Origin of the sequence: Aliamphritea hakodatensis, assembly GCF_024347195.1 — a bacterium.
GTDB classification, from domain to species: domain Bacteria; phylum Pseudomonadota; class Gammaproteobacteria; order Pseudomonadales; family Balneatricaceae; genus Amphritea; species Amphritea hakodatensis.
In genome coordinates, this window is the sequence record NZ_AP025281.1 from 13658 (window position 1) to 34865 (window position 21208).

At 54.0% G+C, this 21208-nt stretch carries 20 protein-coding genes; 11 read left to right on the top strand and 9 right to left on the bottom strand.

The features are described 5' to 3' along the window. Nucleotides 1-10 precede the first annotated feature (10 nt). The 3 genes from PCI15_RS00055 to PCI15_RS00065 all read left to right on the top strand — a co-directional run bounded on the left by PCI15_RS00055 (nucleotide 11) and on the right by PCI15_RS00065 (nucleotide 3573). On the top strand, nucleotides 11-1261 hold the full coding sequence (locus PCI15_RS00055) for a cysteine desulfurase-like protein (RefSeq protein ID WP_271272328.1): 1251 nt from the start codon (nucleotides 11-13) through the stop codon (nucleotides 1259-1261). Between the two features lie 180 nt (nucleotides 1262-1441). Further along, nucleotides 1442-1915, top strand: a complete 474-nt coding sequence (locus tag PCI15_RS00060) for an Lrp/AsnC family transcriptional regulator (protein WP_271272329.1) — start codon at nucleotides 1442-1444, stop codon at nucleotides 1913-1915. An 80-nt stretch (nucleotides 1916-1995) separates the two neighbouring features. Beyond that, on the top strand, nucleotides 1996-3573 hold the full coding sequence (locus PCI15_RS00065; RefSeq protein ID WP_271272330.1) for a cation:proton antiporter domain-containing protein: 1578 nt from the start codon (nucleotides 1996-1998) through the stop codon (nucleotides 3571-3573). A gap of 91 nt (nucleotides 3574-3664) precedes the next feature. Here the strand turns inward: PCI15_RS00065 and PCI15_RS00070 are convergent, their stop codons facing one another. From PCI15_RS00070 to dctP, 4 genes are read right to left on the bottom strand one after another with little or no spacing between them, the layout of a single operon-like run. Then, nucleotides 3665-4426: an alpha/beta fold hydrolase gene (locus PCI15_RS00070; RefSeq protein WP_271272331.1), complete on the bottom strand. Its 762-nt coding sequence runs from the start codon at nucleotides 4424-4426 to the stop codon at nucleotides 3665-3667. Between the two features lie 10 nt (nucleotides 4427-4436). Continuing rightward, entirely contained in the window at nucleotides 4437-5738 is a 1302-nt protein-coding gene (locus PCI15_RS00075; protein WP_271272332.1) for a TRAP transporter large permease, read from the bottom strand. Beyond that, nucleotides 5738-6250, bottom strand: coding sequence for a TRAP transporter small permease (locus PCI15_RS00080; RefSeq protein WP_271272333.1), 513 nt, complete (start codon nucleotides 6248-6250; stop codon nucleotides 5738-5740). Before PCI15_RS00080 ends, PCI15_RS00075 begins: the two co-directional genes overlap by 1 nt. A 31-nt stretch (nucleotides 6251-6281) precedes the next feature. Next, complete coding sequence (dctP, locus tag PCI15_RS00085; RefSeq protein ID WP_271272334.1) at nucleotides 6282-7277, bottom strand: TRAP transporter substrate-binding protein DctP; 996 nt, start codon at nucleotides 7275-7277, stop codon at nucleotides 6282-6284. A 352-nt stretch (nucleotides 7278-7629) separates the two neighbouring features. Between dctP and PCI15_RS00090 the strand changes: the two genes are divergently transcribed. After that, entirely contained in the window at nucleotides 7630-8538 is a 909-nt protein-coding gene (locus tag PCI15_RS00090; RefSeq protein WP_271272335.1) for a LysR family transcriptional regulator, read from the top strand. 1 nt (nucleotide 8539) lies between these two features. Here the strand turns inward: PCI15_RS00090 and PCI15_RS00095 are convergent, their stop codons facing one another. Then, on the bottom strand, nucleotides 8540-9439 hold the full coding sequence (locus tag PCI15_RS00095; RefSeq protein ID WP_271272336.1) for a LysR substrate-binding domain-containing protein: 900 nt from the start codon (nucleotides 9437-9439) through the stop codon (nucleotides 8540-8542). 159 nt (nucleotides 9440-9598) lie between these two features. Between PCI15_RS00095 and cuyA the strand changes: the two genes are divergently transcribed. From cuyA to PCI15_RS00120, 5 genes are all read left to right on the top strand, one after another. Further along, nucleotides 9599-10609 carry a D-cysteate sulfo-lyase gene (cuyA, locus tag PCI15_RS00100; protein ID WP_271272337.1) on the top strand — a complete coding sequence of 337 codons (1011 nt, stop codon included), beginning with the start codon at nucleotides 9599-9601 and terminating at the stop codon, nucleotides 10607-10609. Between the two features lie 176 nt (nucleotides 10610-10785). Beyond that, nucleotides 10786-11424 carry a GntR family transcriptional regulator gene (locus tag PCI15_RS00105; RefSeq protein ID WP_271272338.1) on the top strand — a complete coding sequence of 213 codons (639 nt, stop codon included), beginning with the start codon at nucleotides 10786-10788 and terminating at the stop codon, nucleotides 11422-11424. A 137-nt stretch (nucleotides 11425-11561) separates the two neighbouring features. Beyond that, nucleotides 11562-13442, top strand: a complete 1881-nt coding sequence (locus tag PCI15_RS00110; RefSeq protein WP_271272339.1) for a methyl-accepting chemotaxis protein — start codon at nucleotides 11562-11564, stop codon at nucleotides 13440-13442. Between the two features lie 132 nt (nucleotides 13443-13574). Next, nucleotides 13575-15005, top strand: a complete 1431-nt coding sequence (locus PCI15_RS00115) for an SLC13 family permease (RefSeq protein ID WP_271272340.1) — start codon at nucleotides 13575-13577, stop codon at nucleotides 15003-15005. 1 nt (nucleotide 15006) lies between these two features. Continuing rightward, nucleotides 15007-15930, top strand: coding sequence for a LysR family transcriptional regulator (locus PCI15_RS00120; protein ID WP_271272341.1), 924 nt, complete (start codon nucleotides 15007-15009; stop codon nucleotides 15928-15930). Here the strand turns inward: PCI15_RS00120 and soxR are convergent. Continuing rightward, nucleotides 15885-16367 carry a redox-sensitive transcriptional activator SoxR gene (gene soxR, locus PCI15_RS00125; protein ID WP_271272342.1) on the bottom strand — a complete coding sequence of 161 codons (483 nt, stop codon included), beginning with the start codon at nucleotides 16365-16367 and terminating at the stop codon, nucleotides 15885-15887. The genes PCI15_RS00120 and soxR overlap by 46 nt on opposite strands. Before the next feature lie 92 nt (nucleotides 16368-16459). Here soxR and PCI15_RS00130 point away from each other — a divergent pair, with 92 nt between their 5' ends. Continuing rightward, nucleotides 16460-17140: an MBL fold metallo-hydrolase gene (locus PCI15_RS00130; RefSeq protein ID WP_271272343.1), complete on the top strand. Its 681-nt coding sequence runs from the start codon at nucleotides 16460-16462 to the stop codon at nucleotides 17138-17140. A 231-nt stretch (nucleotides 17141-17371) separates the two neighbouring features. Here PCI15_RS00130 and PCI15_RS00135 read toward each other — a convergent pair whose 3' ends face one another. Both PCI15_RS00135 and PCI15_RS00140 read right to left on the bottom strand, forming a co-directional pair. Beyond that, nucleotides 17372-18496, bottom strand: coding sequence for a TauD/TfdA family dioxygenase (locus tag PCI15_RS00135; protein WP_271272344.1), 1125 nt, complete (start codon nucleotides 18494-18496; stop codon nucleotides 17372-17374). A 172-nt stretch (nucleotides 18497-18668) separates the two neighbouring features. Further along, nucleotides 18669-19541, bottom strand: coding sequence for an SMP-30/gluconolactonase/LRE family protein (locus PCI15_RS00140; protein WP_271272345.1), 873 nt, complete (start codon nucleotides 19539-19541; stop codon nucleotides 18669-18671). A gap of 140 nt (nucleotides 19542-19681) precedes the next feature. Here PCI15_RS00140 and PCI15_RS00145 point away from each other — a divergent pair, with 140 nt between their 5' ends. Beyond that, nucleotides 19682-20452, top strand: coding sequence for a helix-turn-helix domain-containing protein (locus PCI15_RS00145; protein WP_271272346.1), 771 nt, complete (start codon nucleotides 19682-19684; stop codon nucleotides 20450-20452). 201 nt (nucleotides 20453-20653) lie between these two features. Here PCI15_RS00145 and PCI15_RS00150 read toward each other — a convergent pair whose 3' ends face one another. Next, nucleotides 20654-21112 carry an Lrp/AsnC family transcriptional regulator gene (locus tag PCI15_RS00150; protein ID WP_271272347.1) on the bottom strand — a complete coding sequence of 153 codons (459 nt, stop codon included), beginning with the start codon at nucleotides 21110-21112 and terminating at the stop codon, nucleotides 20654-20656. Between the last annotated feature and the right edge of the window lie 96 nt (nucleotides 21113-21208).

The following is a 21208-nucleotide window of genomic DNA, read 5'->3' on the forward strand; positions in this document are numbered from 1 at the left end:
GGAAAGACCAATGACGCACTTAGATGTTGAGCAGCTGCGGGCACAGTTTCCCGCCCTGCAACAGCAAGTAAACGGCCAGACGCCGGTGTTTTTTGACGGCCCCGGTGGTGCACAGGTCAGCCAGCAGGTGCTGGATGCCATGACCGCCTATCTGGGACGCTACAACGCCAACCTTGGCGGCGCCTATTTTTCCAGCCATAAAACCACAGAGCTGATGGCGGACGCCCGTCAGGCCGGGGCTGATTTCTATAACGCCGGCAGTGCCGAAGAGATTATTTTCGGTGCCAATGCCACCACCCTGACATTCAGTTTCAGCCGTGTGATTGCCCGTGACTGGCAGCCGGGTGATGAGATCATTGTGACGGCGCTGGATCACTATTCAAACGTATCGCCCTGGGTATTGGCGGCGGAAGAAAAAGGCGTGGTGGTGCATCAGGTTCAGGTGAATGAGGCGGACTGCACTCTGGATTATGACCATTTACAGCGTCTGATCAGCAGCAAAACCCGTCTGGTGGCCTGCACTTATGCGTCTAATACCACAGGTTCCATTGTTGATATGCGGCGGGTGATCCGTGCCGTAAAAGCCGGCAGTGATGCACTGGTGTATATCGATGCGGTGCATTATGCGCCCCATCAACTGATCGATGTTCAGGCGCTGGGGTGTGATTTTCTGGTGACCTCGGCGTATAAGTATTTCGGCCCTCATCTGGGAGTATTGTTTGCCAGACAAGCCGTACTGGAACAGTTACGGCCCTATAAAGTGGCGCCGGCTAAAGACATTAATCCGAACCGCTGGGAAACCGGTACCCAGAACTATGAAGCACTGGCGGGTTTTATTGCCGCGGTGGATTACCTGGCATCGCTGGCGGGTGATGTCCGTCTTAGCCGCCGTGAGCAACTGACGGAAAGTTACCGCAAGATCGTCCGTCACGAACAGATGCTCAGTGCGCAGTTTCTCAGCCGGCTGTCGGCCTATCCCCAGGTACGGATTTTTGGCATTAAGGATGTGGCAGCCTGCGATGCAAGAACGCCGACATTCGCGTTCCGGATTCATAATACGGAACCCCGCGCCGTATCCGAGTTTTTTGGTGCGAACCATGTCTGTATCTGGGACGGTAATTTTTACGCTCAGGGGCTGTACGAGCAACTGGGCCTGACGGATGGCGGCGTCATTCGGGTTGGCTGTATGCATTACAATACGGCGGCTGAGACAGAGGCGTTCTTTGTCTTACTGGACCAGTTCTTCGCGCTGCAGTCATAAATCATTACTTCAGCGGGCAGCCCGGCTGCCCGCTTTTCTCTTCTTTTCCATGCTTTTTCCTGCTTTCTTTTCTTGATTGCTCAGTTTAGTGACTTGCTATGGCGTATAGCTGTCGCTAAATGACCTTCCTGCGCATAAAATATTCTTTATATTGTTAAATAGCAGATAAAGAATTTTCCAATGACAATAAGTTTGGATAATACAGACCGGCAGATTCTGAAATGGCTGCAACAGGACGCCAACCTCTCTGCGTCTGAACTGGCGGAGAAGGTAAACCTGTCTCAGTCGCCCTGCTGGCGGCGGATTAACCGGTTGCAGGAAGATGGCTATATCAAGCACCGGGTGGCCCTGCTGGACCGGCAGAAACTGGGGCTCAGTCTGGTGGTATTCGTCAATATCAAGCTCTCTGCCCATGGCTGGAACATGCTGAATGAGTTTGAAGAAGCCATTGTCAGCTTTCCGGAAGTGCTGGAATGCTGGACCATCTCCGGTGGCATGGATTACACCCTGCGGGTGGTTTCCCGGGATATTTCATCCTACGAGCAGTTTTTGCGTAGCCGGCTGTTACAGCTGCCTCATATTCAGGAAGCACAGAGCAACATTGCCATGACCGAGGTAAAAAATTCCACGCAGTTGCCGCTGGAAGCTATCTGAATTGGCAGCAATGTCAGGCAAACTGTCATCTGTAGTACGTAACATTAATCACCAGTAACTGATAAACACAGCGGGACAGCATGGATTTTATTTGGATTTTATTCGCGTTTGTTTGTGGTCTGGGCATGAAATTAATTTCTCTGCCCCCTCTGATCGGCTACCTGCTGGCCGGCTTCGTGCTGCATTTCGCCGGCGTAACACCGGATGACACCCTGAATACCCTGGCGGATCTGGGGATCACCCTGATGCTGTTTACCATCGGCCTGAAACTGGATATCCGCAGCTTGTTAAAAGCGGAAGTCTGGGTGGGTGCCTTATCCCATATGGGCATCTGGATTGTGCTGTTCTTTGGGATCGCGCTGGGGCTGGGGGCTGTGGCCCTGCCTTTCTTTTCTGACCTTACCTGGCAGAGTGCCGCGTTACTGGCTTTCCTGCTGAGCTTCAGCAGTACCGTGTGTGTGGTCAAGCTGCTCGAAGAAAGCGGCGAAATGAAGACCCGCCACGGCAAACTGGCGATCGGTGTATTGGTCATGCAGGATCTGGTGGCGGTACTCTTTATGGCAGTTGCTACCGGTAAAGAGCCGACTATCTGGGCCTTCGGTTTGATCGCACTGGTGTTTTTACGGCCGCTGTTCGATCTGTTACTCAGTAAATCAGGTCACGGTGAATTACTGCCACTGGCCGGTTTCTTTATGGCGCTGGGCGGTTATGAACTGTTTGAGCTGGTGGGCATTAAAGGCGACCTGGGGGCGCTGATTGTCGGTGCCCTGCTCAGCAGCAGCCCGAAAGCCACAGAGCTTTCGAAGACTCTGCTTAACTTCAAAGACTTATTCCTGATCGGTTTCTTTTTATCGATCGGTTTCACCGCCCTGCCTGACTGGCCGATGTTCTTTACGGCCCTGCTGCTGGCGGTATTGCTGCCGCTGAAGTTCTTCCTGTTCTTTGCGCTGTTTACCCGTTTGAAGCTGCGCGGACGTACCGCGTATCTGGGTGCCCTGACCCTGAGTAATGTCAGTGAATTCGGCCTGATCGTAGCGGCGCTGGCGGTGGATACCGGCTGGATTACGGAACAGTGGCTGGTGATCATCTCCCTGATGGTATCTATTTCCTTCATCTTCACCAGCACCATCTATAAACGTGCCCACGAGATTTATAGCCAGAAGAAAGATCTTATCAAGCGCTATGAAACGCCGGACCGGTTAAAAGTTGATGTCATGGTGCAGCCGGAAGAAGCAGAGATTCTGGTGATTGGCCTGGGCCGGGTGGGTTCCGGTGCCTATCACGCACTGCATAGCATGGCCGGTGACCGGGTCTGGGGGATTGATGCCGACCGCACCCGGGTAAGCCGGATGCGTAAGGAAGGCATGAAAGTCTGCCCCGGTGATGGTGAGGATGCGGACTTCTGGGAACAGCTGAATCTGTCCCGGGTGAAGCTGGTTTTACTGGCGCTGCCGTCCATTGAAGACAGCCGTAACATTGTGCTGCAGCTTAAGCACTGTCATTTTGAAGGCAAGGTAGCCGCGATTGCCCGCTATCAGGATGAACACCAGCAACTGCAGGATGCTGGCATTGATAAAGTGTTTAACTTCTTTACTGAAGCCGGTTTTGGTTTTGCCGAAGAAAGTATGCTGCTGATTGATGAGCCGGGACGCAGTTGATCGCCGGATAACGGTTCAGAATACAAAAAAGCAGCCCGCAGGCTGCTTTTTTTATGCCGGAAGCCGCGGGCTGCGGGCGTAAGTCTGATACTCAGGTGAGCGGTTTATCTTTGCTGAGAAAGTCTCTGACAATCTGATTAAACAGTTCGGGTTTTTCCAGGTGCGCGTTATGTGAGCACCCGGGTAATACCGCCAGGTCCGTGTTATCAATGTTTTCCCACAGGGTATGGGGTTGCAACCAGATATAACTTTGATCTTTGTCGCCCCATACTACCAGCGTGGGCGCACTGATCTGATCCAGCCGTTCCACTGAGCTCCAGTCATTCATTGCCTGCAATGCATTAACATAAGACTGCAGGGAAACCTGTCTGGCCAGCTCCATACCGGCCGGATAGTTCGGGTCTTGCCGGCCTTTCACAAACCAGCTTTCAACCGTATAGGCTTTTGCTTCGCCGGTGCCGTCCTGCAACACCTTCACCCTTGATGTTTCCAGGGGTTCAAAGCGCCCGGGCAGGCTGCCTATCGGGCCTGTGCCGTACAGGATCAGCCGGTTAACCCGCTGGGGGGCTTTTAAGGCAATTTCCTGCGCAATCATGCCCCCCATTGAATGGCCCACCAGATGGAAACTGCTGACTCCGATCGCGTCAAGGCGGGCCAGTACGGCGTCGGCAAAATCTGCCACCTTGTTGCAACCGGTTACTTCGGTTTCCCCCCCGTAACCGGGTAAATCTATGGCAATGACTTCAAAATGGTTACTCAGCCCTTCTATCTGTTTTTCCCAGTAAGAAAGGCCACTGAGAAAGCCGTGTACAAATACTAATGCAGCACCCTTACCTATGCGGATACAGCCCATAATTTTTCTCCTAATCCATGATGTCCGGCAGCCACAGGGCAATTTCCGGGAACCAGACCATCAGTCCGAGCAGTACCACCAGTGCCCCGATAAAGGGCAGGCAGCCGATCATCACGTCCCCGATGGTGATTTGTTTGCGTGCCAGAGCCTGAATGACATAGAGATTGAGCCCCACCGGCGGTGTTAGTACGGCTACTTCCATGGTGATGGTATAGATGACACCGAACCAGATAAGATCAAAGCCTGCCGCTGAGACCAGCGGATACAGCGTTGGTAAGGTGATAAATGTCATCGACACCGGTTCCAGAAACATACCGAGAATGATGTAAAAAATAATGATGACGAACAGCACCAGATAAGGCGAAAGCTCCATGGCAATGAACAGGTTGGTAAATTGCTGGGGAACCCGGTAGTAGGTCATGACAAAGCCGAACAGCACGCCGGCAGACAGTAACAGTCCCAGATATCCCATGGTTTTCATGGTGGCTTTAAGGGCTTCCAGAAAGCCGCTGAAATTCAGCCCGCCAACGGTGAAGGCAAGGATCAGCGTGGCAACACAGGATACCGCGGCAGCTTCCGTCGGCGTGGCGATGCCGGTGTAAATCGACACCGTGATGATCAGGCCGATAATAATGACCGGAATGACAGCGCTCAGCGCCAGCCCCCAGGGAATCGGATTACTGTCATCCTGTGAGGGAATATCCCGGGGTTGCAGCCAGCCCCAGATGGCGACGATGCAGACAAAGAAGGACACCAGAATGACACCCGGGATGATCCCGGCGATGAACAGCTCACCGATGGACTGGTCGGTAACAATGCCGTAAAACAACAGGATCAGGCTGGGCGGAATTAACACGCTCAGCGTGCCGCCGGCAGCCAGTACACCGCTGGACAGGCGTTTTCCGTAGCCGAGTTTCAGCATTTCCGGCAGGGCGACTCCGCCAATGGTAAGTGATCCGACCATGCTTGAGCCACATACTGCACCGAAGCCGGCACAGGCACCGATACTGCCAAAAGCCGCTGCGCCTTTAACCGGTACTTTACTGTGCATAAACCAGAACAGGTTCGGACCGATGGCCGATCGTCCTATGAGTTCTCCCAGAAAGACAAATAAGGGCACGGCCAGGAGAATATAGTCCACCCATACCCCCCAGAGTTTGAGCTCCGCCGTGATCAGTGATGTTGATAAGCTCTGGATACTTAATAAAAAAGGAATTGATGCTGCCGCCAGCGCAAACGGGATCGGTAAGCCGATTGCGATAAATAACACCAGTAATCCCAGCAAACCCAAACCAACGGTATACCATTCCATTATTCGGTCTCCTGTGTTGTGTGCGCAAGATCATCCGGGTGTCTGTAGACCAGCAAACGGGTCACTGCCAGTAAGGTAAAGCTCAGTAATGACACGGCGACCGGCACCCAGAAGTAAAATCTTGGCCAGAGTAAAATTTCAGAGGCGGCGCCGGAGTGGAATGCACGGTATGCAGCTTCACTGGCTGCAATGCTGAAGAAGGCCCCGATCAGCACCATGACCAGCAGGTTCAGCCGGTCGATGATGCGTTGTGCCTGCTTTGGCAGCGCATCACGCAGCAGCGTGACTTTAGGGTAGGCATCGACGCTCAGCGCATAGGCCAGCCCGAAAAATGCCACTGGCACCAGCATCAGCGCAGTGGCTTCGGTGACCATCCGGTCTGGCTGATTCAGTACGTAGCGTACAAAGACCCCGTAACTTATCCAGAACGCCTGTACAATGACGAGTGCTGCGCCGCTGTATAATAAAATTTTTGCAAGCCGCTCAAGACCCGCAATATATGACTGTTGCATGGCAAGAACTCCACTCCGGTTAGCCGTTTACTCAGTTAGCGTGCTTCGCAAAAAGCGCTCTGACTTTGTCAGCCATTGGCTGACCGCACTCGGCATCTACCTGCGCGTTCCAGCTTGCCTGAACGCTGTTGATGAGATTATGACGCTGTTCCTGAGAGACGCTGACGGCGGCCCCCTGCCCTTTCATGACGGCATTTCCCACCCGCTGATCAACCCAGTCTTCATACCGGGGTTTGAGCCAGGCTTCTGCTTCGCTGGCCGCTGCCAGCAGGGCTTCCTGATTGGCCGGGCTCAGGCTGTCGAATTTGTCTTTATTCATCATGTACATGATGTTGCCGTAGAACAGATTGGCGTTAACCATGTACGGCATGACGTTCCACAGTTTCCAGGAACTGTAGGTGGCAACTCCCATATTGATGCCATCTACAACGCCCCGTTCTGCTGACTGGAAAACCTCGCGGGGTGCCACAAAGACCGGTTGCCCGCCCCAGGCTTCGATCATGCTGCTGACCAGCGGACCGATGGAGCGTACCAGCTTGCCATCCAGGTTATTCAGGGATTCAACGGGTTCTTCAAACCACCATTCCTGATCGTAGGAATAGTTAGAATTGATCAGCGGAACGAGGCCGACTTTTGCTGCCTCGTCACGCATCAGGTTGGCATATTCCGCATCCAGATCTACCTGATTTTCCAGACTGACAGCAACCGGATACAGTGACGTAACCCGGTAGCAGCCAAGGCGTTTATCCGCAGGAATCCAGCTGACATCCGAGACGCCGCCCTGTACGGAATCAACACCTTCACTCCAGCCATGCAAGGTGGAAGAAGGGAAAATCTGCACATCCAGATCGCCTCCGGATTTCTCACTGGCAAGTTCGGCAAATTTTTTGAAACCGTCATAACGGATGTCTGACTCATTCACGTAAGTCGACAAACGGATGGTTTCTTTTGCCTCGACCATTCCACCGGACACGGCGAGCATAACGGCACCGGCGATCACACTTTTTCGTAAAGACTTGGCGTTCATCTGATGAACCTCCTGATTATTTTTATTGTTAACGCTTCACACGCGCAGACTGAAGAACGTCACTGGCGTATGCCTATCAGTATTCGATATTTTTTTTCTGCTTGGCCAATGCTCATTTGGACTGCTGCTATTCCGAATTTGCAAAGTCCGGACAGATTGCAGGGCTAACCGGAGGTGGGCAAAAAATCGCTACTGGATAGTTGTGTGTGATTAAAAAACACTAACTATCAGTATGTTACGTTGGCGACATCGGGGGCATGAAAAGGCACCATCTGCCCGGCGCAGGTTGCGCGGCAAACATGCCTGAGGCATGGTACTGACACCGGGAGAGTCACACAGAGGCAGTAGAACGGTGGATATTAAACTTCTTGAAGACTTCGTAAGTCTGGCAACGTTGCAGAATTTTACGGCTGCTTCGCGACAGCGGCATGTGACGCAGTCAGCGCTCAGCCGGCGTATTAAAGCGCTGGAAGAATGGCTGGGTACCCCACTGATAAACCGGGACGGTACCGGCTTTGCCCTGACGCCGCAGGGGGAAGCATTTGTACCGGAGGCAGAGGCCATATTGCGCCGTCTCTATAATGCCCGGGAGGCCGTCAGAGCGTTGGGGGCCAGCGGTGACAACGAGATTACGGTCGCCGCTCAGAACTCAATCGCTCAGACGTTTTTTCTGAACTGGGTGAAACGGCTGGAAACAAGGCTGGAGTCGGTTTATGTTCGGCTTATCTCTGAAAAGCTCAGCGACTGTATTGATCTGCTTACCCAGGGACATGTGAATTACATGTTCTGCTATGCGCACCCTGCCATCAGTTTACCCATTGATGATCAGAAATTTACCTACATCACAGTCGGCACTGACACGCTGATTCCTGTTTCTGCCGTCGGCGATGACAACCGGGCGGTTTTTCAGCTACCCGGCGAAATCAGTGAACCGGTGCCTTTTGTGGCGTACACCCATGATTCGATTTTCGGCAAGGCGGTTGACCAGCTGCTGCAGGGTAAATCTCATACCGGGTATTTATCGCGCCGGTATGAAAATGCCTTCTCCCATACCCTGAAGTCCATGGCGCTGGAAGGCCTGGGGTTTGCCTGGCTGCCACTGTCTTCCATCACGACAGAACTTCAGGATGGACGGCTATGCCGGGCCGGTGATGAACACTGGGATATTCAGTTTGATATCCGGCTTTACAACCATCATGCGGCGGCGTCCCCCCGGGAAAAAGCGGTCAGGGAGACGACACTGGAAATGGCCGGTGGCTGACTCAGGTATCTGTAACGGCACACTGAGACAGCACTTGCTGCCAGATGTCATCAACCAGTGGCTGTTCTGCACTGTCGCTCCGGTAAAGCATGATTTTCAGGGTCAGTGCCGGTATTTGCTGTTTAATCTGAACAAGGCTGCCCTGCTTTAACTCACTGGCGATGACTTTTTCAGGCAGCCATGCCATGCCGTTGCCGCACAGAGTCAGGGCTTTTAAGCCTTCAACCAATGCATTTTCATACTGTAAACGGACATTCATACCCGGCAGACAGTCCCGCTGGATCAGGCGGCCAAAGAAGGATTCTTCCGGATAGTTCAGCAAGGCCACCGGTTCGGCGTGCTCCGGAGAGTGCAGCGGGTTACCCCGGGCATCCGGGGCTGATACCGGAATTAACCGGTCTTCACCGACCTGCTGGCTGAGGATGGCCTCACCTTCCAGCTGGGGGAAAATATGGGCGGAGTGATAACAGAGCAGAAAATCACACTGCCCGGATAACAGAGTATCCAGGCAATCATGCAGGTTATGGGCATCCAGCCGGATGTGGGCCTCCTCAGGTAAGGGACCCAGGGTTTTCATCCATTCCGGGAAGAAGGCGGCGGTAAGGGAATGCTGCGCAGCAAAAATGACCCGTTTATTCCCCGCTTCCCGGCTGCGTAACTGTGCCCGGGTGGTGTAAAAGTCGTCGACCCAGCGGCGCGCTTGCGGCACAAACTCTTCCCCGCTGGTGGTCAGCGCCGTGGGATATTGCTGACGATCGACCAGTTCAACCCCCAGCCAGTTCTCCAGACTGCGGATACGGCGGCCAAATGCCGGCTGAGTGACGCAGCGGTATTCAGCGGCTTTGGCAAATTTGCCGAATTCGACCAGTGCCAGAAAGTCTTCCAGCCATTTTAATTCCATGACCGCTCTCCTGGCGGGTTAAAAAAGAATGTGCAGAAAAGTACCAAAGTATACAAAAAACAGCATTGGTCAAGGCTTCAGGGCTGCTTCTAATATATCCGCACACTCAGCCAGACATGTTTGCAGCGCTGATTCATTATTTCAGACCGGAGTATTCAGATGCACCTATCCCGATTCCCACGTTTACAGTTTGCACACCTGGCCACCCCGCTGGAGCCTATGCCAAATCTGACCAAATTGCTCGGGGGGCCTAACCTGTGGATCAAGCGGGATGACTGCACCGGCCTGGCCGGTGGGGGTAATAAAACCCGTAAGCTTGAATTTCTGATGGGTGAAGCGGTTGCAGAACAGGCTGATACGATCATCACACAGGGGGCAACCCAGTCAAACCATGCCCGCCAGACCGCCGCGATAGCCGCTAAACTGGGCATGGAATGTCATATTCTGCTGGAAGACCGTACCGGCAGTGAAGATGTGGATTACAACTATAACGGTAACGTGATGCTGGATCAGCTGTTTGGCGCATCACTGAGCAAGTTCCCGGCGGCCACTGACATGAATGCAGCCATGGAAGCGCTGGCCACCGAACTCAGGGCAAAAGGCAAGAAGCCTTATATCGTACCGGGTGGCGGTTCGAATGCTGTTGGTGCACTGGGGTATGTGAATGCAGCCATTGAGTTGCTGACTCAGGCAAACGACATGCAGCTGAAAATTGATCATCTGGTACACGCGACCGGCAGTGCCGGTACCCAGGCGGGTCTGGTAACAGGCATGGCGGCAACCAACAGCCAGATTCCGGTACTGGGCATCGGCGTTCGTGCACCGCAGGAAACTCAGGAAGGCAACGTGTTTAAGCTGGCACAGGCAACCGCTGAATATCTGAATATTCCCGGCGCGGTTAAGCGTGAAGATGTTATGGCTAACTGTGATTACGTCGGTGAAGGGTATGGCATTCCGACCGCCAGCGGCATTGAAGCAATAGAGTTGTTTGCGCAGCATGAATCCATTTTGCTGGACCCGGTTTACTCCGCGAAAGGCGCTGCGGGCTTTATTGATCTGATCCGTCAGGGCCATTTTGCCGGAGCTGACAACATTGTGTTCCTGCATACCGGCGGCAGTCAGGCGCTGTTTGGCTATCGTAAGGCGTTTAACTTACCGGACTATAACTGAATAAACCTGACGAAAAGTACGTTTGAGGAATAACCTGCTTTTGGTTTCACCAGACAACTTCTGAAAAAGCAGCCCCGGCTGCTTTTTTTGTGGCTGGCCGTTGGTTCCGTACAGGCTACGCACTGATGAGTTGTTCAGGTAAGATTGTCGGACAATCGATGGCAGGAATATCTTGGATGAATAAGTCGGCACTTATCAATAAGCGGAGTCTGGAAGATCAGGCGGCTGATCTGATCCGCGAAGACATTATTAACGGTGAGCTGACACCCGGCACCCGGCTGGTGGAGACGACGCTGGCCAAAGAATACGGTTTGTCCCGGGGAACCATCCGGATTGCCCTGCATCAGCTTGGCTCGGAGAGCCTGATTACCCAGGTGCCCTATGCGGGTTGGTCGGTCTCACAGCTGACAGAGCAGGATCTCTGGGAGCTTTCAACGTTGCGTTCCTCACTGGAAAGTATGGCTGCCCGGCTGGCTGCAGAACATATTACTGCTGCCGGTGCTGGACGGTTACAGGAGGCCTATTCGCATCTGCTGGAATGCTGTGCCGGAGATGACTTCAGCGCGATTACCCGGGCGGATCTGGCTCTGCACAAAACCATTATTGATTTGTCCGGGCACGGCCGTCTGGCAAAACAGTATCAACTGATTGAAAATCAGTTGCTCAGTTATATCTCGGTTTCTAATCAGAGTTTTGATCCTGAAACTGTGGGTAGCAGCCACCGGGAGCTGGTGGAAGCGATCTGTGCCGGCCGGGGGGCAGATGCTGCCGCTGCTGCTGAAGCGGAGCATAATATGACTGGCCCGGAGCAATGACCGCCGGACCGGCAGTTTTATCGCCCGTGTGAACGTCGCTTAGTATGATTTTTTGTATACAGAAAACTGTATTTTTGTATTAACTGTGGTGTTTTTGTTATTTATACCCGTTGGTGCAGTAAACAGACGGGTAATGTATGCAGTTAAAAAAGAAGTTATACCTCGGTTTGATCCTTGCCATTGTGTTCCCGCTGGCAATATCCAGTTTCATTTTTTCTACCGGTATCAGGCAGCATGCGACGGATAAGCTGGTGACAGAAGATCTGCCAACGGCGCTTCAGGCGGTGCGTAATGCCATAGAGCTGGAACTCTCAGGCCCGCTGCTGGCATCCAGGGCGCTGGCTGAAAATACCTTTGTTCAGGCGTGGATTAAGAACGGTGAGGCTGCCGGTACCGGGCAGGAAATAGACGGGTATCTGCGCAACGTTAAGGACAATAATCAGGCGTTATCGGCATTTATTGTGTCTGATGTCACCGGCAATTATTACACCGACGCAGGATTAAGCCGGCAGATAAGCCCGGAGAACGACCCGTGGTTTTACAGCTTTCTTCGCACGGAGGCTCCCTTCGAGCTGGCGCTGGATGTGGAAAAGACACTGAACAGAGCGGCGGTATTTATTAACTATGCGATTACGGTGGAGGGCCGGCGGGTGGCCATCGGCGGTGTTGGCCGTTCGCTGGACTCAATGGTCGCACTGATTGAGGCGTATAAGGTGGGTGCGTCCGGATTTGTCTATCTGACAGATGCCGGCGGGGTGATTAAGCTGCACCCGGACCCGGAGATGATCGGTACCATGGCGACCCCGGATACAATCCGTAATGGCGCAGTGAACGAAGTCTCCCGGGATGGCAGAACCTTTATGACCGCCAGCACCCCCCTGCAGTCACTGGACTGGTATCTGGTGGCTGAAACCCCGAAAGATGAGTTGTTCGCAGCGGTCAACGGGGCGGTTTCCCAAAGTCTGCTGGCAGGCGTTCTGATAGCCGTGCTGGGGTTGCTGTGTGCCCGCCTGCTGGTGAATCAGATTTTTAAACCTGTTGAGAAGATCACTGCAGCGGTACAGGATCTGACCGCTAATAATGGCGATCTGACCGCCCGGCTTCCTGTCAGGGACCATAATGAGATCGGTCAGCTGGCTGCTGAATTTAACCTGTTCCTGCAACAGCTGCATGAAATGTTTGTCCAGGTATCGGATACCGCCGATCAGGTGAAAACCATTGCCGGCCAGGTGACGGTTCAGGCCGGCAGCGCCTCTGATTTATCTGAACAGCAGTCGTTCAGTACCCAGACGGTTGCAGCCGCCGTCACTGAAATGGAGCAGACGGTAAAAGGCATTGCGGATAATGCCGGTCAGGCATCCGGTGTGGCGCAGAACAGTCAGTCTGCCCTGCTGCAGGGCAATGATTATGTGAATGACACCATTGACCAGATGAATGAACTGGAGCATTCCATCGGTAATTCGGTTATGTCGGTTAATCAGCTGGCGGAGGAAATTGAGTCCATTACCACAGTGCTGGAAGTGATAAAGGGTATTTCTGAACAGACTAATCTTTTGGCGCTGAACGCGGCGATTGAAGCGGCCCGGGCCGGTGAGCAGGGGCGCGGTTTTGCGGTGGTGGCCGATGAAGTCCGCACACTGGCACAGCGAACCTCCGAATCGACGGAGCAGATTAATATCATGGTGGTGAGCCTGAAAGCGAAAGCTGCCGGGGCTGTCAGTGCGATCGAATCCGGCAGTGAAAGCACCCGGCAGACCGCACAACGTTTAGCTGAAACCGGCCATACCCTGCTGAATATCAGCGAAGAGATTGTCAGCCTGACGCAGATGAACAGTCAGATTGCAGTCGCTACGCAGGAACAGTCACTGGCGACAGAGGAAATTAACCGCACCGTTGTGGTGATTTCAGGTACCGCTGAAGATACGAAAGAGACGATGCAGCAGTCATCTGCTTTGTGTGTAGAGCTGCACGCCCAGGCGAAAGTACTGGAAAAACTGATTGGAAAATTTACGTTGTAGAACCCCCTGCTCCGCGGTTACAGCCCTCAGTATTTCTGAGGGCTGTGCTCCGGATAAACGAATAGCTTTATAACCTGCTTCAGTGGCACATTTATTGTGTTGAAAAAATCATGTAACAGGTAAGCTCAGAAGATGAATCAGTCCGTTTCTCCACCAGACGCTGCGGTATTCCGGCCATTCGGATGGCTGTTTAAAAAGCCCTGGCAAATCACCCTGATTGTCACGTTTGCCCTGAGTGCCACGTGGGCTCTGGCGGGCATAATACCGGCGAATATGGCCATGGTTGCCGGGCTGAGTATTTTCTGTATCGGCCTGTGGGCCACCGCTGCCCTGCCCGAATACTGGCCGGCACTGGTATTTTTTCTGGTGGTCAGTGTCTTGCAACTGGCGCCGGCAGCGGTGATCTTTTCCGGCTTTTATGCGTCCGGGTTCTGGTTGTTGTTCAGCGGTGTGATACTGGGGGCGGCCATCCGTTATACGGGGCTGGGCCGCCGGGCCGGTGCGCTGCTCTCCCGGGTGACCGGCCGTACTTATACAGGCACACTGGCGGGCGTTGTTGCCTTTGGGCTGGCACTGGCTTTTATTATGCCCTCTTCTATGGGAAGAATTGCCCTGTTAGTGCCGCTGGTGATCGCACTGGCTGACAGCATGGGTTATGCCCCCGGCAGTAATGGCAGAACCGGTATGGTTACCGCTGCAGCGTTTGGCACCTGGTTGCCGGCGTTTACCATTTTGCCGTCTAACCTGCCGAACATGATGCTGGCGGGGATGGCGGAGACCCTGTACGGCATACAGCTGACTTACTGGGAGTATTTACTGATGCATTTTCCGGTACTGGGGGCCGGTAAAGCAGTGTTACTGGTATTGCTGATCCGGCGGTTGTTTCCTGATCGGGCACCGGATGTTGTGCCGGTACAGGCAACGGGGCCTGCCAGCCGTTCTGAACGGCGGCTTATGCTGCTGATCAGCCTGTGTCTGATCCTGTGGATAACCGACAGTTTGCATCAGGTATCCCCCGGCTGGATCGGGCTGGCTGCTGCGCTGGTATGCCTGTGGCCGTATGCCGGGCTGACCGCCAGAGACTGTATTCATGAGGCGGTGAAGATTGCGCCGCTGGTATTCATTGCGGCGATGATCGGGCTGGGGGCGGTGATTTCCCATGTGGGGCTGGGGGCTGCTGTGGTTGCAATGCTGAGCGACTATGTGTCGTTTTCAGCGGATAATATAGCGGGTAACTTAGCTGCGCTGACGGGCATTTCGACGTTGGTGGCTATGCTGACAAACCTGCCCGGCGTACCTGCGGTTATGACGCCGCTGGCGGCGGACATGGCCCGGCTGACCGGCATCTCACTGGGGGCGGTATTAATGACCCAGGTGCTGGCATTTTCAAACGTTTTTTTACCCTATCAGGCACCGCCGTTAGTGGCGGCGATGCAGCTGGGTAAGCTACCGTTAGGCAGAATCAGCCTGTTATGCCTGTGGCTGTTTGTGATTACACTGCTGGTATTAACGCCCCTCAGCCTGCTGTGGTGGCATGTAACCGGCAGTATTCAGGGAGTGTGAGATGGATATTCATCAGCTGAAAACCTTCGTCACGGTTGCTGCAGAAGGCAGTATTACCCGGGCGGCGGAGTGTTTGTGCCTTAGCCAGCCGGCGGTCAGCGCGCATATTAAAGCCATGGAAGACCTGCTGGGGCTGACGCTCTTTATCCGCACCCCGAAAGGGATGCAACTGACCCCTGACGGCCGGCAGTTACGACATAAGGCTGAACTGGCGCTGGCGGCCCACCGGGCTGTACTGGCAGAAGCCGGCCGGCTTCGGGGGCAGATATCAGGCCGGTTACGGCTGGGTATGGGCGGAGATGGCTGCAGTGATTTGCTGGGGCAGCTGCTGACCCGGCTGGCGGAACAGTATCCGGACGTTGAAGTAACCCTCACCCACGGCCATTCGGAAGAGATTCTGGAGAAGATCCGCTCCGGGGGGCTGGATGCCGGTTTTTATAATACAGCGTCAGAACCTGACAGGGTGTTTACTGCCGTGGAAGTGGCCCGTTTTGGTCTTTATCTGGCGGCACCGCCGGGCCTGGTGCCGGCGACTGAACAGACTGACTGGGCGGCGCTGGAACGTCTGCCCTGGATTGTTTGCCCCGCGTCCGGCACCTGTTGCGGCCGGGCTGCAGAGGCTGTTTTTGAACAACACCGGATTCGTCCGGCGCGGATCATCAGCATCGACCGTGAACAGATCACCCGAAAACTGGTGGCTGGCGGTGTGGGCGTCGGGCTGTTACATGCGACCACGGCGGAGCCGGCTGCAGCGAACGGCGAAGTGGAATTACTGGCGGAAATTGAAAAACCGGTACGGGTACTGTTTGCCTACCGTGCCGACCGGCAGCAGACGCCGTTGCTGGCTCAGGTTGCCTCCCTTGTTCAGACGCTTGCTGCTCAGTGCGTGTCGCCGGACTCCAGTGGCACTTCCGGGTCCAGATAGTACGCCCCGGGGCCTTTTTTCTTCAATTTGTCTTCCGGGTTAATCAGTTCACAGTCATTCACTGATAAACAACCACAGCCGATGCAGTACCCCAGGGTATCCCGCAGCCGCGACAGCTGGTTAATCCGTTCATTTAACTGTGCCTTCCAGGCTTCTGCCAGTCGGGCCCAGTCATCGGCGGTGATGGTTTTGTCATTGCTGAGCTGGCTCATTGCCGTTTTGATTTCACTCAGGGGAATCCCCGCCTGCTGGGCCACTTTTATCACGGCCAGTTTACGCAGCACCCCCCGCAGATAACGCCGGTGGTTGCCATTGTTGCGCTGGGAGCTGATCAGCCCTTTTGCTTCATAAAAGTGAATGGTGGAGACAGGCAGACCGCTGCGGGAGGAAACCTCTCCGACGGAAAGCTCTTTTTTCGGAGCAGATTTTGCGTTCACAGGTATTGACCTCAAGTAATGTTGAGATTTTAGAATGCCTGCCGCTGATTGGCAATCGGCCTCAGTTAACCGGTCATCCGCGGAGGGCAAATATGCGACAAATCACTGAAGATCTCTGGCAATCTGATAAATACAGCTCGGGGAGACTCAACAGCCATGCGTATTTGCTCGTCAGGCCCGCAGGCAATGTGCTGTTCTACAATACCGCCGCTGAAGCGGATCTGGCGCAGATTGCAGCGCTGGGCGGGGTCCGGTATCAGTTGCTGACGCACCGGGACGAGTCCGGCCCTTCCCTGCAGCGGATCAGACAGCGCTTCGGGTCTGAGCTGGGGTGCAGTGTGCCGGAGGCGTCTTATATAGGCCGTGACTGTCAGCCGGATCTTGTCTTCAGTCCTTTGGACAGCGCGCTTGAGGACATCCAGATTATTCATACCCCGGGGCATACGGATGGCAGTATTACCTTTCTGTACCGCTCACCTTACGGGCAGACTTATCTGTTTACCGGCGACACGTATTTTCAGTCCTACGGACAGTGGCAAACCTTTGTGATGCAGAACGCCGGCGGTACAGAGAAAGATATGGCTGAAAGCCTGGAGAAGTTAAGGCAGTTACAGCCTGATCTGGTGATGAGCAGTGGCTTTGTCGGGGATGTTGCCTACCGCGAAGTGACCCGGGCCAACTGGGCGGTTGCGATTGATCAGACACTGGAAGCCCTGAGTACCAGAAGGCATGACAATGACGATGCCTGCTTATCCTGCGACCGGTTCTTTTAAACGTGAAGGCAGGGTGAATTATCCCCTTATGCTGATGTGGTTCATCCTGTGTTCGGACAGTACGGTAGCGGCACCAGTGATCAGCTGAAGGATTACTTCGGGGGTAAAATGAAAACGGATGCCTGTTTTAGCCGGTTCCGTTTTCCGTCAGTGGCAGGGTTACAGAGGGACCGGAATTCATCCTGGTACGCCCGTGCTCCCCCTGATTTTACCTTTGCTAAGCTGGTCAGTTTAACCGTGACCGGACTGCCTGAGCAGGGTGCGGTAGCGGCTGCGTAATTCCCCCCGGTCGATGTAGCAGCCGCGCAGGTGCCGGTCACCGCTGCTCGGATCATAACTGGCTCTGCCATGGACGATCCGGTGGTTATCAAAGACGATACACTCACCTGCACTGAGGCGGAATGTGGTGAGAAAACGGGGATCTTTGAGCAGTTTAAGGAAGCGCACGAAGGCCGGATAGTAGTCGTCGAGTGCCTGTTGGGGCAGATCAAATGCGTCGGCCATATGCTGGGAGACGGTGACGCCGGAAATTTCGCCGTGGTCATCCAGTTCAATGACCCGCTGATAGGCCCGCCAGTCGAAATCTTCGTGGTCGTAATAGAAAGGAATACGCTTTTCGCTGAGCAGGCGAAAGTCTTCCGGATACTGTTCTCTGAAAGCGGTGGCGGCGGCTGCGCCGTCGAGAAACAGGCTTTCACCGCCGGTGGCTGTATTGACCCTGCAGTGCAGGAACTGTATGCCGGGCGCCATTTCTTCTGCCGGGGTGTCGGTATGCATTTCCAGTGCGGCTGCGGTGTACGACAGGTTGACCGGCACCGCGTGTACCTTTACTTCAAAGTAATCTCCGGCAACGGACGGCCGGACGCAACCAAGCAGGTTTGCCAGTGTGGTCAGGCCGGCATCGCTGTCGGGCATCTGGTCAATAATGGCGACGCCCTCTTTCAGCAGGGATTTTGCCCAGCGCAGCTGTTCTTCAGGAGCGTCCTTCAGTGCATGAAAATGAAACCGCTGAAAGTGTTCATAGTGATCGCCGTACCAGAGTTTCCGGGGCATTGCGGCGGGGTCCGCCCGTTTACCGGTTTCACAGCGGGCGCGCAGCCAGCCCAGATCGTAGTGGCTGATGTGATCTTCATGCTGCCAGCGGATCACCAACTGAGGCTCATCCGTTGCACTGAGAGTTGCGCTCTTTGCTTCCGGAGCCTGTGGCAGTTCGCTGATATCGAATACCCGTTCCCGGGTTTGCGGGTCGAAGGAGTCGGGACAGTTGTCCCGCAGCCAGTAGTAGTTCAGGTAATGGCGTTGCTGCTCAGCGTCAAACTGAATGCTGAGGCCGTCGCTGTGAAGGTCGATCTGCATGTTTCAGTGCCCCCTCTGACTATTATCAACTGACAATAGCTGATGCGGTGTCCTTTGTGGAGGTCAGATAGCGTCCTCCTGAATGTCGCAGATGTATAACTGGGCTGTGTTTCAGGTACCGGCTGGCATCAACAGTGCTGATGCCAGCCGGTGTGGCGATGCCTGTGGGTAATTAAGGCAGTTGCCAGGCGACCAGAGTGTTATCCATCATCATCGGTGCATAGAGTGTGCCGGAATCGGCGCCGATATCCGCCAGCCCCGGTTGAGTGCTCAGCACTTTACGGCGCTGGTTATCCCCAAGCTGGTAGAGTTCGCCGCTGATCCAGTCACTGATATAGAGCGCGTTGTTATGCCGGACAACACCGTCCAGATTACCTAGCTGATAGCCTGTGGATAAGGGCTTTAAGGCTTTGTCTTCCGGGCTTACCCGATAAAGGCTGCCCGGGGTTCCGGTGGTGAAATCAGCCTGCATGTCCTTACCCCAGCCGGCAATTAATAAATGATCTTTTTCCCACAGAAGCCCGTTAGGGTGCGGAATGCTTTCAGGTGTTATCCACAGAGATAAGCGATTATCTCTGAGCCGGTATACGCCACCGCCCAGCATGTCAGAAACATAGATGCTGCCATCCGGTCCGGCGGTGACATCGTTCAGCATCCTGGCGTCTGGCAGCGTATAGCTTTGCAGGTGCGATCCTGTGGATAAACTGATCACATGCAGCGTTTGCATATCGGCGGCGTACAGTTTGCCTTCGCTGATGGCCAGGCCTTTAGGCGCATCCAGACCGGTGAGCCAGTGCCGGGTTAACTGTTTACCTGTTTTGCTGACCTGGCTGATATAGCCTTTTCCGTTCAGCTCTGTCGGGGCGCCGTTGATATTGGAAACGTAGAGCCACTGGCTGTCCGGGTCCGCAACCACCGATTCTGGCTGATCAAACTGTTTTAGCTGCCACAGCGGCTGGCTGAAACGGCTATCAGCCAATGCAGAAAAGCTGATGTGCATGAGCAGGCCTGCACCGATGGCCGGGGCGATGAATGTGGATTTCATAGATACCTCTTGAAATGATGGTGACTGAGTTAACTGAGTGACGGCCGTGGTGCTCAGGATAGTAATATGTATCTTTTAAGCAATTTGTTTGTTATTAAGTATCAAAATGTGATGCTTTTTTAAGGCGGGAGGATCAGACATTGTCACCGGAGCAAGAATTGGGCGGGGTATTCAGTGCCCTGAAACAGGTGCTTAAGGTTCAGGGAATCCGTTACCGGGATCTGGCCGCTATGCTGAACACGTCGGAAGTGACCGTTAAGCGGCTGTTTCAGGAGCAGGACTGCAAGATGAGCCGGTTAATGGATATTTGCGAAGCGCTGGGGATCAGCTTCAGTGACCTGATGAAGCTGGCTGATCAGGCACCTGCGGAAGCAACCGAGCTGCCGCCTGAGACAGAGCAGGCGCTGGCAGATCAGCCAGGCCTGTTCAGTTGTCTGGTGTTACTGCTCAGCGGGTTTGATGCCCGGGCGATCGGGCAGTACAACCGGTTGTCGCCCGCGGATGTGTATCTGTACATGCGTGAGCTGGAAAAGCTCCGGCTGGTGCGTATCGGCGCAAATGATTCCGTGCACCTGTTGCTGACGATGCCGGTGCGCTGGCGATTAGATGGCCCCCTGCATAAAATTCTGGTGGGGGTAAATCAGGCATTCATTGCGCAGGCAATCAGCCAGGAACACGACAGTGACTATCCGTTTTATTCGACCAGTCGGCTGTTCAGCCAGCAAAGTATTCGTCAGCTGAAGGACGATATCGACAAGCTGTATCAGCGCTATCAGCAACAGGCATCACTGGATCAGATGGTGTATCCACCGGAGGATCTGGCGCCGTTTAAGATGGTGACCACCATGATGCCGTTTAATGTACCGGTGTTTTTTGATGTACCGCCTTTCGTACCCATGAAAAATAGCTGAAGTGAATATTCACTTTAGTTATAGATCAGTATTTATGGTATTAAAATTTCTGTCTGATCTTTTTGGCTAGCCGATATTCAGCGAAATGTTACCGAAAAACGCTGCGCTTTCCGGGCGGTATTCTGCTGCTGGAAGCCAGCGATTTCACATTCCTGAGGGTTTACTGCAAAGCTGAATATCTGTGTGGGCCGCACCTGTGCATCAGCCAACCGGTAAATGGTGGGAAGATTTCACTTCCCGCAAGGAAAGGTTGGAATGAATGCTGGCGACCCCCGGGATTTTCCGCAATACCTCTTCCAGGAAATGACTGTAATCATCGAGATCTCTGGCGACGACCTGGAGTAAAAAATCTGCCGCGCCAGTGGTGTTATGACAGGTCAGAATATTGGGGCAGTTCTGGATGGTCTGTTCAAAATCAGCATTAACCGCACCTTGCTGCGCAAAGCTGATCTGAACGAACGCCAGCACGCCTAGCCCCAGCTTCCGGCGGTTAATATTGGCCTGATAACCTTCGATATACCCCTCCTGCTCCAGCTGCCTGAGCCGCCGCCAGCATGGCGTTTCACTCAGTGAGAGTTTTTCAGCGAGCTTTGCATTGCTCAGGCGCCCTTCTTCCTGAAGGATGGCCATGATCCGCATATCTGTCTTGTCAGGTTGCATAATAGGTTGATTCTTTCTGTTTTAAGTTGTTTTTGGAAAGATTATTGTATTAATGCCTGATCATCAAGAAGGAATAGCAAGGTTCATTCTGCAGAT

What these genes read in the sequence shown, in the direction of transcription:
- cuyA (WP_271272337.1), top strand. Translation starts at nt 9,599, where the DNA reads ATGCACCTATCCCGATTCCCACGTTTACAGTTTGCACACCTGGCCACC.
- PCI15_RS00065 (WP_271272330.1), top strand. Translation starts at nt 1,996, where the DNA reads ATGGATTTTATTTGGATTTTATTCGCGTTTGTTTGTGGTCTGGGCATG.
- PCI15_RS00080 (WP_271272333.1), bottom strand. Translation starts at nt 6,250, where the DNA reads ATGCAACAGTCATATATTGCGGGTCTTGAGCGGCTTGCAAAAATTTTA.
- PCI15_RS00115 (WP_271272340.1), top strand. Translation starts at nt 13,575, where the DNA reads ATGAATCAGTCCGTTTCTCCACCAGACGCTGCGGTATTCCGGCCATTC.
- dctP (WP_271272334.1), bottom strand. Translation starts at nt 7,277, where the DNA reads ATGAACGCCAAGTCTTTACGAAAAAGTGTGATCGCCGGTGCCGTTATG.
- PCI15_RS00095 (WP_271272336.1), bottom strand. Translation starts at nt 9,439, where the DNA reads ATGGAATTAAAATGGCTGGAAGACTTTCTGGCACTGGTCGAATTCGGC.
- PCI15_RS00070 (WP_271272331.1), bottom strand. Translation starts at nt 4,426, where the DNA reads ATGGGCTGTATCCGCATAGGTAAGGGTGCTGCATTAGTATTTGTACAC.
- PCI15_RS00055 (WP_271272328.1), top strand. Translation starts at nt 11, where the DNA reads ATGACGCACTTAGATGTTGAGCAGCTGCGGGCACAGTTTCCCGCCCTG.
- PCI15_RS00140 (WP_271272345.1), bottom strand. Translation starts at nt 19,541, where the DNA reads ATGAAATCCACATTCATCGCCCCGGCCATCGGTGCAGGCCTGCTCATG.
- PCI15_RS00105 (WP_271272338.1), top strand. Translation starts at nt 10,786, where the DNA reads ATGAATAAGTCGGCACTTATCAATAAGCGGAGTCTGGAAGATCAGGCG.
- PCI15_RS00120 (WP_271272341.1), top strand. Translation starts at nt 15,007, where the DNA reads ATGGATATTCATCAGCTGAAAACCTTCGTCACGGTTGCTGCAGAAGGC.
- PCI15_RS00135 (WP_271272344.1), bottom strand. Translation starts at nt 18,496, where the DNA reads ATGCAGATCGACCTTCACAGCGACGGCCTCAGCATTCAGTTTGACGCT.
- PCI15_RS00060 (WP_271272329.1), top strand. Translation starts at nt 1,442, where the DNA reads ATGACAATAAGTTTGGATAATACAGACCGGCAGATTCTGAAATGGCTG.
- PCI15_RS00150 (WP_271272347.1), bottom strand. Translation starts at nt 21,112, where the DNA reads ATGCAACCTGACAAGACAGATATGCGGATCATGGCCATCCTTCAGGAA.
- PCI15_RS00130 (WP_271272343.1), top strand. Translation starts at nt 16,460, where the DNA reads ATGCGACAAATCACTGAAGATCTCTGGCAATCTGATAAATACAGCTCG.
- PCI15_RS00075 (WP_271272332.1), bottom strand. Translation starts at nt 5,738, where the DNA reads ATGGAATGGTATACCGTTGGTTTGGGTTTGCTGGGATTACTGGTGTTA.
- PCI15_RS00110 (WP_271272339.1), top strand. Translation starts at nt 11,562, where the DNA reads ATGCAGTTAAAAAAGAAGTTATACCTCGGTTTGATCCTTGCCATTGTG.